The sequence below is a fragment of the Streptomyces sp. NBC_01571 genome (assembly GCF_026339875.1).
Lineage (GTDB): Bacteria > Actinomycetota > Actinomycetes > Streptomycetales > Streptomycetaceae > Streptomyces.
This window is the reverse complement of record NZ_JAPEPZ010000001.1, coordinates 2,309,684-2,325,745: the sequence shown is the minus strand read 5'-3', so window position 1 is coordinate 2,325,745 and position 16,062 is coordinate 2,309,684. Positions and strand designations below refer to the sequence as shown.

At 71.5% G+C, this 16,062-nt stretch carries 14 protein-coding genes; 6 read left to right on the top strand and 8 right to left on the bottom strand.

Translation table 11 applies throughout. The features are described from left to right. Positions 1–67: 67 nt before the first annotated feature. The 3 genes from OHB41_RS10510 to OHB41_RS10500 all read right to left on the bottom strand — a co-directional run bounded on the left by OHB41_RS10510 (position 68) and on the right by OHB41_RS10500 (position 2,980). Complete coding sequence (locus OHB41_RS10510) at positions 68–1,327, bottom strand: M23 family metallopeptidase (protein ID WP_266697574.1); 1,260 nt, start codon at positions 1,325–1,327, stop codon at positions 68–70. A gap of 427 nt (positions 1,328–1,754) precedes the next feature. Beyond that, entirely contained in the window at positions 1,755–1,961 is a 207-nt protein-coding gene (locus OHB41_RS10505) for a DUF5999 family protein (RefSeq protein ID WP_266697573.1), read from the bottom strand. A 434-nt stretch (positions 1,962–2,395) separates the two neighbouring features. Next, positions 2,396–2,980, bottom strand: a complete 585-nt coding sequence (locus OHB41_RS10500) for a hypothetical protein (protein WP_266697572.1) — start codon at positions 2,978–2,980, stop codon at positions 2,396–2,398. A gap of 541 nt (positions 2,981–3,521) precedes the next feature. Between OHB41_RS10500 and OHB41_RS10495 the strand changes: the two genes are divergently transcribed. Further along, a complete protein-coding gene (locus tag OHB41_RS10495) occupies positions 3,522–5,039 on the top strand; it encodes a glutamate-cysteine ligase family protein (protein WP_266697571.1) in 1,518 nt (505 codons plus the stop codon). A 189-nt stretch (positions 5,040–5,228) separates the two neighbouring features. On the opposite strand, the gene OHB41_RS10490 is transcribed toward OHB41_RS10495, so the two are convergent. Beyond that, positions 5,229–6,998, bottom strand: a complete 1,770-nt coding sequence (locus OHB41_RS10490) for a substrate-binding and VWA domain-containing protein (RefSeq protein WP_266697570.1) — start codon at positions 6,996–6,998, stop codon at positions 5,229–5,231. Between the two features lie 195 nt (positions 6,999–7,193). Here OHB41_RS10490 and OHB41_RS10485 point away from each other — a divergent pair, with 195 nt between their 5' ends. Continuing rightward, on the top strand, positions 7,194–7,994 hold the full coding sequence (locus OHB41_RS10485; RefSeq protein WP_266697569.1) for a CPBP family intramembrane glutamic endopeptidase: 801 nt from the start codon (positions 7,194–7,196) through the stop codon (positions 7,992–7,994). A gap of 104 nt (positions 7,995–8,098) precedes the next feature. Here OHB41_RS10485 and OHB41_RS10480 read toward each other — a convergent pair whose 3' ends face one another. After that, positions 8,099–8,914, bottom strand: coding sequence for a PhzF family protein (locus OHB41_RS10480; protein ID WP_266697568.1), 816 nt, complete (start codon positions 8,912–8,914; stop codon positions 8,099–8,101). Positions 8,915–9,582: 668 nt separating this feature from the next. Between OHB41_RS10480 and OHB41_RS10475 the strand changes: the two genes are divergently transcribed. Beyond that, positions 9,583–10,227, top strand: a complete 645-nt coding sequence (locus tag OHB41_RS10475; protein ID WP_266697567.1) for a PadR family transcriptional regulator — start codon at positions 9,583–9,585, stop codon at positions 10,225–10,227. 101 nt (positions 10,228–10,328) lie between these two features. Here the strand turns inward: OHB41_RS10475 and OHB41_RS10470 are convergent, their stop codons facing one another. Further along, positions 10,329–10,757: a type II toxin-antitoxin system Rv0910 family toxin gene (locus OHB41_RS10470; protein ID WP_266697566.1), complete on the bottom strand. Its 429-nt coding sequence runs from the start codon at positions 10,755–10,757 to the stop codon at positions 10,329–10,331. Between the two features lie 295 nt (positions 10,758–11,052). Between OHB41_RS10470 and OHB41_RS10465 the strand changes: the two genes are divergently transcribed. Then, a complete protein-coding gene (locus tag OHB41_RS10465; protein WP_526024907.1) occupies positions 11,053–11,637 on the top strand; it encodes a peptidase in 585 nt (194 codons plus the stop codon). A 129-nt stretch (positions 11,638–11,766) separates the two neighbouring features. Beyond that, positions 11,767–12,804, top strand: a complete 1,038-nt coding sequence (locus tag OHB41_RS10460; protein WP_266697564.1) for an EamA family transporter — start codon at positions 11,767–11,769, stop codon at positions 12,802–12,804. A 118-nt stretch (positions 12,805–12,922) separates the two neighbouring features. On the opposite strand, the gene OHB41_RS10455 is transcribed toward OHB41_RS10460, so the two are convergent. Continuing rightward, positions 12,923–13,612 (bottom strand): pyridoxamine 5'-phosphate oxidase family protein, encoded by a 690-nt coding sequence (locus tag OHB41_RS10455; protein WP_266697563.1) that lies wholly within the window; start codon positions 13,610–13,612, stop codon positions 12,923–12,925. Positions 13,613–13,647: 35 nt separating this feature from the next. Between OHB41_RS10455 and OHB41_RS10450 the strand changes: the two genes are divergently transcribed. After that, entirely contained in the window at positions 13,648–14,979 is a 1,332-nt protein-coding gene (locus OHB41_RS10450) for an aminotransferase class I/II-fold pyridoxal phosphate-dependent enzyme (protein WP_266697562.1), read from the top strand. Between the two features lies 1 nt (position 14,980). Here the strand turns inward: OHB41_RS10450 and OHB41_RS10445 are convergent, their stop codons facing one another. Further along, a complete protein-coding gene (locus OHB41_RS10445; RefSeq protein ID WP_266697561.1) occupies positions 14,981–16,003 on the bottom strand; it encodes a DMT family transporter in 1,023 nt (340 codons plus the stop codon). Positions 16,004–16,062: the final 59 nt, after the last annotated feature.

Below are 16,062 nucleotides of genomic sequence, written 5' to 3'. Positions count from 1 at the left end.
CCAGAAGGGGACGTGCCCCGGCTCCTGCCGGGGCACGTCCCCTTTTCCGCGTCCGTCTTTCCGCCGGTCAGTGGGCGACGGCGAGCCATGGCATCGGGTCGGAGTACGCGCCGTCGACGAGCACCTCGAAGTGCAGGTGCGGGCCCGTCGACAGGCCCGTGGAGCCGACGAACCCGACCGCGGCTCCGCTCTCGACGCTCTGACCCGCCCTGACCAGCAGGGACGACATGTGGCTGTACGTGGTCTCCAGCCGCCTGCCGCCGATCATGCCGTGATCGATCACGACGCGGTTGCCGTACGCCTTGGTCATTCCCGCGAACACGACCCGGCCCTGCCGTGCGGCGGACACCGGCGCGTTCCGCGGAGCGGCGAAGTCCACGCCGGTGTGCAGCTTGGTGACGCCGGTGAGGGGGTGTTTGCGCGATCCGAAGGGGGAGCTGATCACCAGGGTGGTCACCGGCGGTGCCAGTACTCCGCTCGTCTTGCCGCTGCCGGGGTTCGTGTTCTCCTCGCGGTCGAAGCTCCTGTACCGCGCGGACAGGCCCTTGACCTCGGTGAGATAGCTCCGCGCCGTCACCGGCACGCGTCCCGCCCGTGTCACGGAGTCCGTGCCCACCGTGTAGGCGGCCAGGGTGAGGTCGAGCAGGTCCCCCGACACGGTGCCACGGGTTCTGAGCCGGGTGACGTCCTCGGCGAGAGCGCAGTCCTGCCGGGCCAGCGCCATGATGGCGTCCACGGGGTCGCGCGGCGAGGACTTTCCGTTGCCGTCGGCGTCCTTGCCCCAGGTCCGCCACTGGCTCTCGGTGAACCCGGCGATGCCCACGGTGCCAGAGAGCGTGGCCGGGTCGGTGTTCCAGCCGGAACGCCGGTCGATCTGGGCGGCGAGGACGGACGGTTTCAGGAGGGCGCAGGTCCTGGCCGCCTCGCGCAGCCACGGGAGGTAAGACGCGTCGACACGGTCCGTCTCAGTGTTGCCCGCGGTCGTCGCGTGCGAGTCCGAGTCCTCCGACCAGGCCGAGGGCAGATGGCCCGTCGCGGCCATGAACCCCGCGAAGCCCAGCACGACGGTCAGCCCGGGCAGCGCCAGCAGGGTGAACGGGCCGGGGCGGCGACGACGTCGCGTGCGCTCGGGTCGCTCGTCCGACGGCGCCCCGCTCACCGGCCCGACGCCGGCAGGCCCCACGCCCACCGGTGGCGCGCCCGTTCGAGCCGCGCCCAGCGCCGAATCGTTCGCCAGTGCCTCGTGCGCCGCGGGATCCTCCTGGGCCGTGCGGTCACCGGACGTCGGGTGGTGCTGCCCACGATCGGGGGAGTGCAGGAGTCCCATGACCGCCTTGCTCGCTTCTGGGGAGGTCCGTAGAGGTGAACCGGATGCCGTCGGGGCCGGGGCCGGGGCCGGGGTCGGGGCCGGGGCCGGCACGGTTCCCCGGACGCCGGGACGCTCACGAAGGGACGCTAGCGTTTCGTCCGCGGGACTTCAGGAGGTGGAGAGGCAGAGGGGGATGTCCGTTCGGGCAGACCGTAGTAGGCAGGCAGGCAGGCAGGTAGGTAGGCAGGCAGGCAGGCAGGCAGGCAGGCAGGCAGGCGCGGGGGGGCGGGGTGGCGCGTGGACCCCGTCCGGACGTCCGGACCGGAGGGTTCCCGGCGAGTCACGCAGAGTGATCACGTCCGGACATGCGTCGGGGCCGGTGCGGAGAGTGGGTCTCCGGCCGGCCCCTCGTTCTGTCCGGGCTTTCGCCCTTCGTGTGTGCGGCTCAGGCGGCCGTCATCACGTGCTCGCTGCCCAGCGGGCGGTGCGGCGCGATGATCTGGCCGTCCGGCAGGAGCTCACCGGTGTCCTCGAAGAGCAGAACGCCGTTGCACAGCAGGCTCCATCCCTGCTCCGGGTGGTGCGCCGCGAGGCGCGCGGACTCCCGGTCGGCTGATTCGGCTGACGGACAGGGTGGCTGGTGCTGGCACATGGATGGGATCTTTCGCTGGGTTGAGAGGTGTGTGCTGGTCGTGGTGTCTGATTCGCGGCTCGAACTGATCATGGCCGCCCCCCGTGGTGTGTGTTTGGAACCCAGTGTTGCCCTACGGGCGTCAATCCGCAGGGATTTCGCAGCAGCGCTCCTCACAGGTTGGAGACGCGTCACCCGCGCGGACGGTTCATCGCAACTGCACGGTCCCTTCGGGGGGTTCGCGGTGGTCGGATGGGGCTAGTCAGGCACGGTCACAGACGCGTTCTCCCTCGTACGAGCAGGGCTGGGCCCGAACGAGCGGGCCGGTTCGGACCCGGTCCGCGCGTGTCCCGGCCGGCCGCCGCGCGGCGCGGCGACGTGCCCCGCGGCCGGAGGAACGGCTGCGGGGCACGCGGACGGACGTGATGACGGACGTGAGTGACGGGCGCGACTGACTACGCGGGGGAGCTGAGCAGTGGTGCGGCGGTGAGGCGATGGGTGAGGACCGGCAGGAACTCGGCCACGCGGTGCGGGCGGTGGGAGGCGATGCCGGGCGGCGCGGGTGCGAGCGGCACCAGGAGGTCGGTGGGGGCCGGATGGCCGGTGGCGCCGTCGGCGGCGCAGTCCCCGTGCAGCCAGAGGGTGAGCATGTAGAGCTCGGGTACCGACAGCAGGCGCGCCTGGAACGACTGCTTCATGTTCTCCGCCTGACGCAGGGCGCGCTCGGTGGCGGTGATGTAGGGACCTTCGAAGAAGTGCGAGAAGGCCCAGCCGTCGGGGGTGAGCATGGTGTCGGCCGCCGCCACCGAGCGCTCTCCGCAGCGGATCAGGAAGCGCCACGCGGCCAGTCGTGTGGTGGACGTGCCCGCCGGATCGCTCCGGTCCAGGACATGTACGGGCAGAGGGAGTTCGGGGGTGACCGGCCCCTCGGCCATCCGCAGGGACGGGGTGCGGGCCTCGCGGACTGCGGTGGGGGAACCGAGTGCCGTGAGAACGGTGCGCAGGGCGGGCGCGGGAGCCGGAGGTACGTGCAGCGGCATGGTGGGTCGCCTCTCATTCGACAGGCACAGTGGCGCGAGGGGGCGGGGGCGGACGGCGCTGTCAGCTCTCGGGGTCGGAGGGGCGGGGGGTCTGGATCTGCCGACGGGGGTGTCGCCTGCCGCGTGTCACCTCGACGGCAGGACCTGGGACCGCGAGCGCCAACTCTCTGCCTCGTTTGCGGAGTTTATACGACAGGTGTTCAGACGGTGTTTCGTCTAGTCGGTCCGAATATGAAGAGCAAGGCGGTATTCGGTCGGCGAAAGCAGAGGGTTCATCCCGGTTCCACGGCGATGTGCGACGATGACCTCGGAATACTTCGCGCGAGCGGTCGGCCGATTCTCGTCGGCGTTTTTCACGAGATCATGTCAGGCTGAAAACAGGCAGTGGTCCATGCCTCGTGAATGTGCCGCTGGACACCCTGCTCACAGCGTAGCGGCCGACGGGGCCCTCCAGGGCGTTATCGATCGGCCTGCCGGGGCATTATCCACCGGGACGGCGGGGGTCCGAGGGTCGGCCCGCCCTTCGAGGAGGGACACTTCGATGGGAGAGAAGGTCGTGGCAGGGTCGTTCGACCTGTCCGATCGCCAGCGCTACCGCGGCAAGCTCCGGGAGTGTCTGGCGGGGCTGGCGCGGCTGCTGGAGGAGAAGCGGTTCGATCGCCCGAAGAATCTCATGGGTCTGGAGATCGAACTGAATCTCGCCGGACCCGACGGCATGCCCAGGATGATGAATGCGCAAGTACTCGAAAGGATTGCCAGCCGCGATTTCCAAACAGAACTTGCCATGTTCAATCTGGAAGTCAACATAGCTCCACACCGGTTGGGCGGCCGGGTATTCGACCAGCTCGCGGAGGAGCTAGGTACTTCACTGGCATATGCGCACCGGAAAGCCGCCGAGGTCGACGCCGGCATCGTGATGATCGGGATTCTGCCGACGATCGACCGTGACGACCTGGTGTCGTCGAACCTGTCGGACGGTGACCGCTACACCCTGCTCAACGACCAGATCGTGGCCGCCCGTGGTGAGGAGTTCGCGCTCGACATCGACGGTGTGGAGCGCCTGGTGTGTACGTCGAAGTCCATCGCGCCCGAAGCCGCCTGCACCTCGGTGCAGTTGCACCTCCAGGTCACCCCCGGACGCTTCGCGGACGTGTGGAACGCGGCGCAGGCGGTGGCCGCCGCGCAGGTCGTGGTCGGCGCCAACTCGCCCTTCCTGTTCGGCCGTGAGCTGTGGCGCGAGTCCAGGCCGCCGCTGTTCCAGCAGTCCACCGACACCCGTCCGCCCGAACTGCAGGCCCAGGGGGTGCGGCCGCGTACCTGGTTCGGCGAGCGGTGGATCTCCTCGGCGTACGACCTCTTCGAGGAGAACCTGCGCTTCTTCCCGCCCCTGCTGCCCATCTGCGACGACGAGGACCCCCTCGAGGTCCTCGACGCCGGAGGCGTTCCCAAGCTGGCCGAACTCGTCCTGCACAACGGCACGGTGTACCGCTGGAACCGGCCCGTGTACGGCATCGCCGACGGGGTCCCGCACCTGCGCGTCGAGAACCGTGTGCTGCCCGCGGGTCCCAGTGTCACCGACGTCGTCGCCAACGCGGCCTTCTACTACGGGCTCGTCCGCGCCCTCGCCGAGGAGGCGAGGCCGGTGTGGACACGGCTGCCGTTCGCGTCCGCCGCCGCGAACTTCGACGCCGCCTGCCGCCACGGCATCGACGCGCGCCTGGAGTGGCCGCGACGGGGCAGGTACGGCGGCATAGCGGAGGTCGACGCCGTCACCCTGGTCCGTGACGAACTGCTGCCGCTCGCCGCCGTGGGGCTGGACGCCTGGGGGGTGGAGCCCGTCGACCGGGACTTCTACCTCGGAGTGATCGAGGACCGGTGCCGGCTGCGCGTCAACGGGGCGACCTGGCAGGCGGCCACCTTCCACCAGGCCCTGGAGAAGGGACTGGGCCGGGAGGCCGCGCTGGCCGCGACCACCCGGCGCTACGGCGAGTTGATGCACCTCGGGGAGCCGGTGCACACCTGGCCGGTGGGGCTGCCGGAGCCCGCGCCCCTCGGGTGAGCACCGCCTCGGCCCCGGCTGAGGGTGTGGGTACGGCCTGCGGCCCCGGCTGGAGGGTGTGAGTACCGCGGTCCCGGCTGAGGGTGTGGGTACGGCCTGCGGCGGCTGAGGGTGTGGGTACCGCGTGCAGCCCCGCGGCCGCGGGTGTGGGTTCCCCCACAGCCCCGGCCGCGGCCGTGGGTACCGCCTTCAGTTCTGGCTGCGGGCGGCCGCCCGCACGATGGCTCTGAGGATCACCGAGTGGATCTGTGAGGGATCGCTGACCTCCTGGCCCGAGCCGCCGGTCGCCTTGGCGATCGCCTCGACCTCCGCCTTGTCCGCGTCCGGGCCCACCGCGATGGCGATGAGCGGCACCGGGCGCCGCGGGTCGGCGAGCTGCCTCAGCCGGGAAACCAGAGCGGCGCGCGAGATGCTTCCCGGGTCCTCGTTGACGCCGTCGGTCAGCAGGACCAGTGCGTTGAACCTGCCCTTCGCATAGCCGGAGGTGGCCGCCTTGTACGCGGCGAGGGTGGTGTCGTACAGGCCCGTCGCCCCGTTCGGCACGGGATTCAGGGCGTTGAAGGCCGCCGCCAGTCTCGCCCGCTGGGCGTTGCCGCCCTCGCGGTCGCCGAGCCGTCCCGTCGGCACGAGCACCCGGTAGTCGCGGTCGCCGTCGAGACGGGTGGAGAACTTCCACAGCCCGATCTCGTCCTCCGTGGTGAAGGTGCCGAGCGCCTGGAGCAGGGCGGCCTTGGTGACGTCCATACGGGTCCGGTCGGTGCCCGGCACCGGCTGCGACATGGACGCGGAGGCGTCGACGACGGCGGTGATCCGGGCGCTCTGTACCGTGATCGTCCACGTGCCGAGCGTCTCTTCGACCGCCTTCTCCGGGAGGGGGTCGGCCGCGGCGCGGTCGAAGGGCTGCGGGGCACGGCCGCCGGCCTTGGCGACCAGCGCGCCGGACACCTCGTCGTCGTCCGTGCGGAACCCGGACCGCTGAAGGATCCGCTGCCCCTCCGACTCGCCCGAGAGCGTCATGAAGCGCAGCGCGGCCCGGCTCTCGTCGGTGCTCAGCCGTGGCCGGTCGACGAGGGCGAAGGGGTAGTCGAGCCGCGGTGATCCGTCCTTGGGATAGAACAGGTCGAGCCCGAGCCCGCGGTCGGACGAGGAGTTGTGGACGAACGCCGACTGTTCGGAGAGGAACAGTGCCTGGTTGTGCTTCGGGTCGCTCTGTTCGGCACCGGAGGAGTCGCGGGGGAGGGTGTCCAGTACCTGGCGGTCGTTGTCGGACGTGCGCGGCGAGAGCGTCTTGGCCAGGGCAGCGGCCCGGATGCCGCCGCCCTCGCTCCCGTCCGAGGCGCCGCCGAGCCGGGTCAGGGCGAGCAGACCGGTCGCGCTGCGCGCCGGGTCGCCCGCGCCCAGCCTGAGCTTGTCGTCCCGCATCGAGGCGTCGGCCAGTTCGGCCCAGGTGTAGGTCTTGGTGGGCCACCCGAGCGACGCGGCGGCGGACGGGACCATCGCGACACCGACCGGTGAGGACGCGACGTTGCCCGCCTTGGTGACCTGGGTCGCCCCGCTTCGTGCGGTGACCCCGTCCACCCACACGTCGGAGTCCGGCACCCACGCCTGGATGCCGGCCCGCTTGCCCGACCGCAGCGAGTCGGCGACCTCGTACGACTCGCGGGCGGTCACGGTGACGTCGATGCAGTGCCCGTCGGACGTGATGTCGCGCTCTCGGGCATGGTCGGCGAGGGCCTTCAGGGCGGGCGCCACGTCGGGCGACGCGGCGACCGTGACGTGCACGGCGCTGTCCTGGCAGGACGAACCGAAGGAGAACAGACCGCCGTTGACCGCGGCCGCCGCGCCCGCGACGACTGTCAGGACCAGCACCGTCGCGACGGCCACCGTGCGGCGGCGCGGGCGCGGACGGGGGTCGGCCGCGCCCGCCCCGGAAGGGTGGGGCAAGCTGTGACGTCCCATGACGGTGGTGCCCTCCGTGGGTGAGCCGGTGCCGCGAGACAGCCGTATGAAGGCCGGGAGAGGGCGAGAAGGGGAGGCACGCCCGTACGGCGTCCGTCCCCCGACGGCCTGTCGCGCACGATCTTCGCAACTTCTTTCGAGACCCTAGCGGGGCGAAGATGGGGATGAGGCGGGATTACTCAACTGGAGGCGGGAGTGCAGGTGGAGGCGGGGTCGCCGGCCGGTTCTTTTCCTGGGGAGCGGCTGACGCGAAGGATTTTCCGGGACGAGACTCTGCTCGTCCTTGGGCTCTCGCTCGGTGCGAGCGGAGTGTCCGCGCTGATCAGCTTTGTCGGATCGGTCACCAAACCGGGCGGTCTCAAGGACCAGGCCGCCACGCTGAACGCCTCGGCCGCGCCGGGCCGGCCCTGGCTGGATCTGGCGTGGCAGCTGTTCGGCATCGCGTCGGCCCTGGTGCCGGTCGCGCTGGTCGCGCACCTTCTGCTGCGGGAGGGCCAGGGGCTGCGCGTGATCGGGTTCGACCGCACGCGGCCCTGGCCCGACCTCGGACGCGGGGCCGCGGTCGCGGCAGTGATCGGCAGCACGGGTATCGCCTTCTATCTGCTGGCGCGCGGCTTCGGCGCCAACCTCACGGTCGTGCCCGAGGCGCTGCCCGACGTGTGGTGGAAGTACCCGGTGCTGATCCTGTCGGCCGTGCAGAACGCCGTGCTGGAAGAGGTCGTCGTCGTCGGCTATCTGCTGCGCCGGCTGGGCCAGTTGGGCTGGACGCCGGGCACCGCCCTGGTGGCGAGCGCGGTACTGCGTGGCTCGTACCACCTCTACCAGGGCATCGGCGGCTTCGTCGGCAACATGGTGATGGGCGTCGTCTTCGTCTACCTGTACCGGCGGTGGGGCCGGGTCGGGCCGCTCGTGGTCGCGCACTCACTGCTCGACATCGGGGCGTTCGTCGGGTACGCGCTGCTGGCGGGGAAGGTGGGGTGGCTGCCCACGGCGTGAACGGCCCGAACGGCCCGAACGGCGCGCCGCGGGGTGCTGCGCCGGTCTCGTCCGTACGCCGTCCGTCGCCGTCCGCATGACGTCGGCGTGTCGTCCGCACACCGTCAGACGAGCAGCTCGCCCTCGACGACCGTGACCGCGCTCCCGGTCAGGAGGGTACGGTCGCCGCGCAGCCCGGTGCGGACGAGACCGGAGCGCGGGGAAGCCTGCAGACCGGTCAGGTCGGGGCGGCCGAGACGCTCGGACCAGTAGGGCGCGAGAGCCGTGTGGGCGCTGCCGGTGACCGGGTCCTCGTCGATGCCGACGTTCGGGAAGAAACACCGCGAGACGAAGTCGTAGCCCCGGGCGGGGTCCGCTGAGCGGGCCGTCGCGATGATGCCGCGCTCCGAGTACCGGGCCAGGGCCCTGAGGTCGGGAGCCAGCCCGCGCACCGTCTCCTCGTCGGCGACCTCGATCAGCAGGTCTCCGGTGTTCGGGCCCGTGTCGAAGGCCGTGAGCGGGTCGGCGCCGAGTGCCTCCGCGACACCGTCCGGTACGTCGACCGGGGTCAGCGGCGCGGTCGGGAAGTCCAGCGTGAGAGTCCCGTCCTCCTGGGGCGTGGCGAGGAGTACGCCGCTGCGGGTGGCGAACCGCACCGGTCCCGTGTGGGTGCCCGTCGTGCGCAGGACGTGTGCGGTGGCCAGTGTCGCGTGCCCGCACATCGCGACCTCGCTCGCGGGAGTGAACCAGCGCAGCGCCCAGTCGGCGTCACCGCCCTCGGGCAGGGGATGCGCGAACGCCGTCTCCGCGTGATTGACCTCCAGAGCCACGTTCTGCAGCCAGTCGTCCTCGGGGAAGCCTTCGGGGCCGAGGAGGAGGACCCCGGCCGGGTTGCCCGTGAAGGGACGGTCGGTGAAGGCGTCGACGATTCGAATCCGCATGCCCCGACGCTAGCCGCCGCGGGGAGCCGGGGGACAAGGCCAATTCCGGGGTTCTGGCCCGGTTCGGGCCGCCCTTCGAACGGGTTCCCAGCCGTCTGGCCCTGGTTCCGGCTCTCGCGCCTGTGTTCCAGCTCCCGCATCGGGGTCACCGCCCGGGGTCGAGCCCGCTCGCCCCGTCGGCTGTCGCTCCCGCGTCGCGGTCCCCGCGGCCTTCGTTCCGGCCGCATGCGCAGGCGGCAACCTCCCGCGCCGGGTCCCCGACGCTGACCCGTCTCAGTGGACGTTGAGCGGTTCTCAACGAAGGTGAACGGATCCTGGTTCGTCTCACCGAAGATGAACCGGCCCTGGTCAGCGGGACAACGGAGGCCGCGAGGTGGATGGCGGGCCTGGATGAGGGGTGGCGCCGGTGATGCTGAGCCAGCCGCTACCGGGCAGCCGCTTGTGGCGAATCCGGCGAGGCAGGCTCTGACCTGCGCGATCAACCTTCAGTGAGACGAACTTCCATCCCTTCATCTTCGGTGAGAACCGTGTCGCCTTCGCTGAGACAGGTCAGACGCACCCGGCGTCCGAGGGTTGTCGAGCGAGCTATTCCGATATATCGTTGACGCATCGCGACCGATCAGCGAACAGATGGGTCGATCAACGAACAGACTGATGGAGTGATGGCGATGCGTTCCGGAGAACAGGAATTCGGATTCGAACGTGGACACGGCCGACATGGCGGACACGGCCAGCGGGGCCGGGGTCTCTTCGAGGGGCGGCGCGGGGCTTTCGGGCCCTTCGGTCCGGGCGGCCCCGGCGGCTTCGGCGGACCCGGCTTCGGCCCGGGCCCCTGGGGCGGCGGGCGCGGTGGCCGGGGCGGCCCCCGGGGAAGGGCGCGGCGCGGTGACGTACGCGCGTCGATCCTGGCCCTGCTCAAGGACCGGCCCATGCACGGCTACGAGATGATCCAGGAGATCGCCGAGCGCAGTGGCGGGGCGTGGAAGCCCAGCCCGGGTTCGGTCTACCCGACCCTCCAGCTGCTGGAGGACGAAGGTCTCATCACGAGCGCGGCCGAGGGCGGCAAGAAGCTGTTCTCGCTCACCGAGGAAGGCCGCGGCGCGGCCGAGGAGGGGCCCGACGCTCCCTGGGAAGAGGCCGGGCGCGGGGTCGACTGGGAGACGCTGCATGAGATCCGGCAGGCGGGCTTCGGTCTCATGGAGGCCTTCGGCCAGGTCTGGAAGACCGGCAGCAAGGATCAGCGCGACAAGGCGCTGGCGGTCATCAACGAAGCCCGCAAGAAGCTGTACCTGATCCTCGCCGACGAGGACTGACGGGCATGCTGTGGTACCTGACGGCGCCCCGTGGAAGTGTTTTCGCGGGGCGCCTTTCCGCCTACGGGAGCTGGGCGCGGGCCTCGGAACAGGTGCGGGACTCAGGTCACCAGTCCGCCCAGCTTGCGCAACGACTCGTTGAGGGCGGCCGTCGCCGAGTCCTTGAGCTTGCCGGCCATCAGCGAGACGGCCGCGCCGGTGAACTCCCCGTCGATGCGCAACGAGGTGGCGTCGCCGTCGGGGGTCAGCGTGTAGCGGGTGGCGACGGTGACGGCCATCGGACCCTTTCCGCGGATGGCCAGGACGCGGGCGTGCTCCAGTTCCTCGATGGTCCAGCCGACCTCGGCCGGGAACCCCATGAGCTTCATGTTCTCCTCGAACGTCCCGCCCACCTCGAGTGAGGCGGGACCGCCCTTGGGGAAGCTCGTGTGGGTCGAGTTCCACTCGCCGTACGAGGAGAAGTCCGTGAGCTGCGCCCACACCTTCTCGGCCGGCGCCTCAATGCGTGCTTCCGCGCTGACTTCGGCCATGTGACCACCCCTTCGTGTCGGGCGCTGCGCCCGGCGCAACTACGGTGTCGCGGAAGGTAGCCGCAGGCCCTGGAGGATTCAAGACTGATGAACCGTCAGAAATCAGAGGCGTCGGGGAGAGCGCGGTGAGCGACGGCGGGCCGGCGGTCAGTCCGCCGTGGCACCGTCGCGTGCGGGGCGCGGCGCAAGGCGGCGCGCGCCCGGGGGAGAAATCCGTGCGAAGTCATCCTTGAGGAGGAGAACTCGCTCATGGTTGCCCACCCTGTGTGGGACGTGGATATGGTGCCCTCCGGGGATGACCAGGGCCCGGGGGGCTGATGGGGTGGGGTATGTGCCACCCCGTATCTCCTCGCAGTCGGCCGCCGAGAGCGGCTCCCACCGTACGGAACTCGAGGCAGGGCTCAGTGACGAGCTCGCCTCGGTGGTCTCCGCCGCGCGCAGGCGGGCGTTGCGGGACGGGGACCGGCAGATCGACACGGCCCATCTGCTGCACTCGCTGCTGGAGTCCGACCCGCGGGTGCGCGCCGTCTTCGACGGTGCCCCTCAGGTCGCCCGGCTGCTCGGCTACCTCGTCCAGCGCAGCATCGGATACGGGTTGCGCTGGCAGAGCGCCGTGGAGGAATCCGGTGCCGTACCGGTGGTGGTCGAGGCGGGCTGGTCCCCGGTGGCGGCCGGTGCCATGGAGGGTGCCTGCGCACGCGCCGGACTCCGCGGTGAGGCACGGGCCCACTGCCTCGACCTGCTCGCCGCGATCGTCGCCGATCCGCAGGCACGGGCCGTCGAGGTGCTCCGGCGCGCGGGTGCGGACGTCCGGGTGCTGCTGCCGCGGATCGAGAGCGCGCTGCGCGACGAATACGTGGACGGACCCGCGGACGAATAGGTCCACCGGTACCGGGACGAACAAGCCGACGGGTTCGGGACGGCTACGCGGGCGGGGTCGGGAGCGCGGAGTCCAGCCGTTGAGACAGGAGTCATCGAGGGTGACGCTCATGTCGTCGCCTGTCATCATGTGCCGGTGCATACGTCTCAGGGCAGTCAGGGCAATCGTGGAAAGGGCGTCGGCCTGGGCCTCGCCCTCGCGTCGGCGGTCGCCTTCGGTGGATCGGGTGTCGCGGCGAAACCGCTGATCGAGGCGGGTCTCGACCCGCTCCACGTGGTGTGGCTGCGGGTCACGGGCGCCGCCCTGGTGATGCTGCCGCTGGCCGTACGCCATCGCGCGCTGCCGCGCCGGCGCCCCGCGCTGCTGGCCGGGTTCGGTCTGCTCGCCGTGGCCGGCGTCCAGGCCTGCTACTTCGCGGCGATCTCCCGGATACCCGTCGGCGTCGCGCTGCTCGTCGAGTACCTGGCGCCCGCGCTCGTGCTCGGCTGGGTGCGGTTCGTGCAGCGCAGGCCCGTGACGCGTGCCGCGGCTCTCGGGGTCGTCCTCGCGGTGGGCGGACTCGCCTGTGTCGTCGAGGTGTGGTCCGGGCTCGGCTTCGACGCCCTCGGGCTGCTGCTCGCGCTGGTCGCCGCCTGCTGTCAGGTCGGCTACTTCGTGCTGTCCGACCAGGGCAGCGACGCGGGGGACGAGGCACCGGACCCGCTCGGCGTCATCGCGTACGGACTGCTCGTCGGCTCGTTCGTGCTGACGGTCGTCGCACGGCCCTGGACGATGGACTGGTCGGTCCTCGGCGGCGACGCGGACATGAACGGGACGTCCGTTCCGGCCGCCCTGCTCCTGGGCTGGATCGTGCTGATCGCGACCGTCGTCGCCTACGTCACCGGGGTGCTCTCCGTGCGCAGGCTCTCCCCACAGGTGGCGGGCGTCGTGGCCTGTCTGGAGGCGGTCATCGCCACGGTGCTCGCCTGGGTCCTGCTGGGTGAGCACCTGTCCGCTCCGCAGATCGTCGGCGGTGCCGTCGTGCTGGCCGGCGCCTTCATCGCGCAGTCGTCGGCGCCGGTGAAGCCTTCGGACGGGCCGGTCCCGGGCGGAGCGGCCGGTGTCGAGGCGGACGATCCCGCAAGGGAGTTGGCTGCCCGGGGCGGCACGGCCCAGGCCCGGAACTGACGGCCGTCGTCATGGACGGGTTGGACTCCCGTCCTCGGGAGGGTCACGCCCGGCGACCACGCTCACCGGGTGGCGGGGACGCGGCGGCGGGAGCGACGCCTCCGCGCGACGTGCCTCGCTACATGCCCGTCAGATAGTCGGGGAGCTCGATGCCGGGGGCGAGGTCGGCGGCCGGGACCGGGGTGCCGTATCCCTTGGTGACGGGCACGACGCCGGTCCAGTGGGGGAGGGCCAGGTCCTCGGGGTCGTCGCTCGGGTCGCCGGTGCGCAGCTTCGCGGAGACCTCGTCCAGGTCGAGGCTGATCACCGCGGTGGCGGCCAGTTCCTTGGCGTTGGCCGCGCGGGAGTCGGACGAGCGGCCGGGGACGACCTGCTCGACCAGGGCGTCCAGGGCCTCCCGCTTCTCGTCCGGATCCGTCACCTGCTGGGCGACGCCGTGCACCACCACGGAGCGGTAGTTGATCGAGTGGTGGAAGGCGGACCGGGCCAGGACCAGACCGTCGACATGGGTGACGGTCACACAGACCGGCAGACCGGGCTCGGTCCCGCCGGTCATGCGCAGGGGCCGCGAGCCCGTCGAGCCGTGCACGTAGAGGCGTTGGCCCACTCGCGCGTAGAGGGTGGGCAGCACGACCGGCGCGCCGTCCCGGACGAAGCCGAGGTGGCATACGTAACCCTCGTCGAGTATCGCGTGGACCAGTTCATGGTCGTACGCGGCGCGCTCCTTGGAACGTGTGGGGACGGTGCGGTCGGTCGGGGTGTAGGCGGCGGGCCGTGCCGTCCCTGGCTGTGTGCTCGTCTCCGGCATTGCGCTCCCCATTGCACTAGTGCATAATCTGGTTTGTGCTAGGAGAGTATCGGATCGAAGGGCGCCGCGCAGCCGACATTTCCGCGAGCGTCGAGCGTGCGGTGGGCGCCGGTGCGCTCGAACCGGGACAACTGCTGCCGCCGATGCGGGAGTTGGCCGCGCAGCTGGGGGTGAACCCCAATACCGTGGCCGCCGCGTACCGCGTGCTGCGTGAACGCGGGGTGATCGAGACGGACGGCCGCCGAGGCAGCCGTGTCCGCTCCAAGCCCGTCACCACGGGGCGCGAGTACATCCGGGTCGAGGTGCCGGACGGTGTGCGGAACCTGGTGGACGGCAACCCGGACCGCGCTCTGCTGCCCGGCCTCGCGGAGGCGTTCGCGGCGGCGGCGGGACAGTCGGACCGGGACCCCGTGCTGTACGGGGACGCCGCCGTGGAACCGGAACTGTGCCGGCTCGCGCGCGCCGACCTCGACGCGGACGGGGTGCCGGAGGGCCCCGTCGTCGTCACGTCCGGGTCGCTCGACGGCATCGAGCGCGTCCTGGCGGCCCATCTCAAACCGGGCGACGCGGTCGCCGTGGAGGACCCGGGGTGGGGCAGCGTGTTCGACCTCGCGCCCGCGCTCGGACTGCGCACGGTCCCGGTGCGCGTCGACGACGAGGGCCCGCTGCCCGACGACGTCCGACGTGCGCTGGAGGCGGGCGCCCGCGCGCTGATCGTCACCGACCGGGCGCAGAACCCGACCGGCGCCGCCGTGACCTCCACGCGCGCTCGTGCGCTGCGTTCCGTGCTGGCGCAGTACCCGCGCACCCTGCTCGTCGAGGACGACCACGGACACCGGATCGTCGACCTGCCCCTGTATCCGCTGGCCGGGGTGACCCACCACTGGGCCCTGGTGCGCTCCGTGGCCAAGGCGTACGGCCCCGACCTTCGGCTCGCCGTGCTCACCGGGGACGCCGTCACCATGGACCGCGTGCACGGGCGGCAGCGGCTCGGCCCCGGCTGGGTGAGCCGGCTGCTGCAACGGGCGGTCGCACACCTGTGGGCGAGCGGTGCGGTGGACGTGCCGGCGGTGGCGGCCGCGTACGGGCGGCGCCGGGACGCGCTGATCACCGCCCTGGCGGAGCGTGGCATCGAGGCCCACGGGCGCAGCGGGATGAACGTCTGGATTCCCGTCCCGGACGAGACCGGAGCGGTCGCGCGGCTGCTGCACGCGGGCTGGGCGGTCGCACCGGGGGCACGCTTCCGGATGAGCGCGCCGCCCGGCATCCGGATCACCGTCTCGACGCTCACGCCGGACGACATCGGACCGTTGGCGGACGCAGTCGCCTCCGCCGCCGGTCCCGCGCCCGCCCGCCGTTACGTGTGAGTCACCGGCGGGCCCTCGTCTGTGTGAGCGCCGCGCCGGCCAGGACGATCACCGCGCCGACCGGCGTGGACCAGGTCAGCGACTCGCCGAGGACGGCGACCCCCGCCGCGGTGGCGATGACCGGGATGAAGTACGTGACCATCTGCGCGGTGGTCGGGCCCACCTCGGCGACCAGGCCGTACTGGACGAGGACGGCGAAGCCCGTGCCGAGGGCACCCAGGGCGGCCGTGGCCAGCAGCGGGATCAGCGGGAAGTGGCTCGGCACGGTGGTGAACAGCGGGGTGACCAGGGCCAGTTGGGCGGTGGCCAGAAGCAGCTGGGCGCCGGTCATGGACAGGTGCGAGTGGTCGGAGCCGGCCAGGGTGCGGCGGACGTATATCCAGCCGACCGGGTAGCTCAGCGAGGCCAGCAGGGCCATCGCCGTACCCGTGGCGTCCAGGCCGTGGAAACCCTGCCACGCGCCGAGGACCGTCAGGACGCCGAGGAAGCCGAGGCCCAGACCAGCGACCCTGCGCCGGGTCGGCCGGTCCTCGGACAGGGCCACCAGGGACAGGGCCATGCCCCACAGCGGCGAGGTCGCGTTGCAGATGCCCGCGAGCGTGGAGGGGATCGACAGCTCCGCGTAGGCGAAGAGCGAGAACGGCAGCGCGTTCAGCAGGAGGGCCGCGACCGCGAGATGTCCCCACGTGCGGGCGCCGCGTGGCAGCCGCTCCCGCTTCACCGCCATCGCGGCTGCGAGTACCGCGGTTCCGAACACCAGCCGCCCGAGGGTGACCTGGAACGGCGCGTAGCTCTCCGTGCCGACCTTGATGAGCAGGAAGCTGAACCCCCAGATGAGCGAGAGCGCGCCGAAGCGGACCCGCCAGTCGAGCGCGGCACGGCGGGCCGGCGCGCGGCCGGTCGCGGTCGGGGCGGCGGAGGCCGGCTCCGCGGAGATCGGCTCGGCGGAGGCCGGTTGAAGGGAGGTCGGTTCGAGGGAGTCCGGTTCGGGGGAGGCGGTGCCCGGCGTGGCGACGGTGGTCATGGACGTAACGATGCAGCAGAACGATCTCGTAGCACAAGCGAGATTTCTCGACCGATATC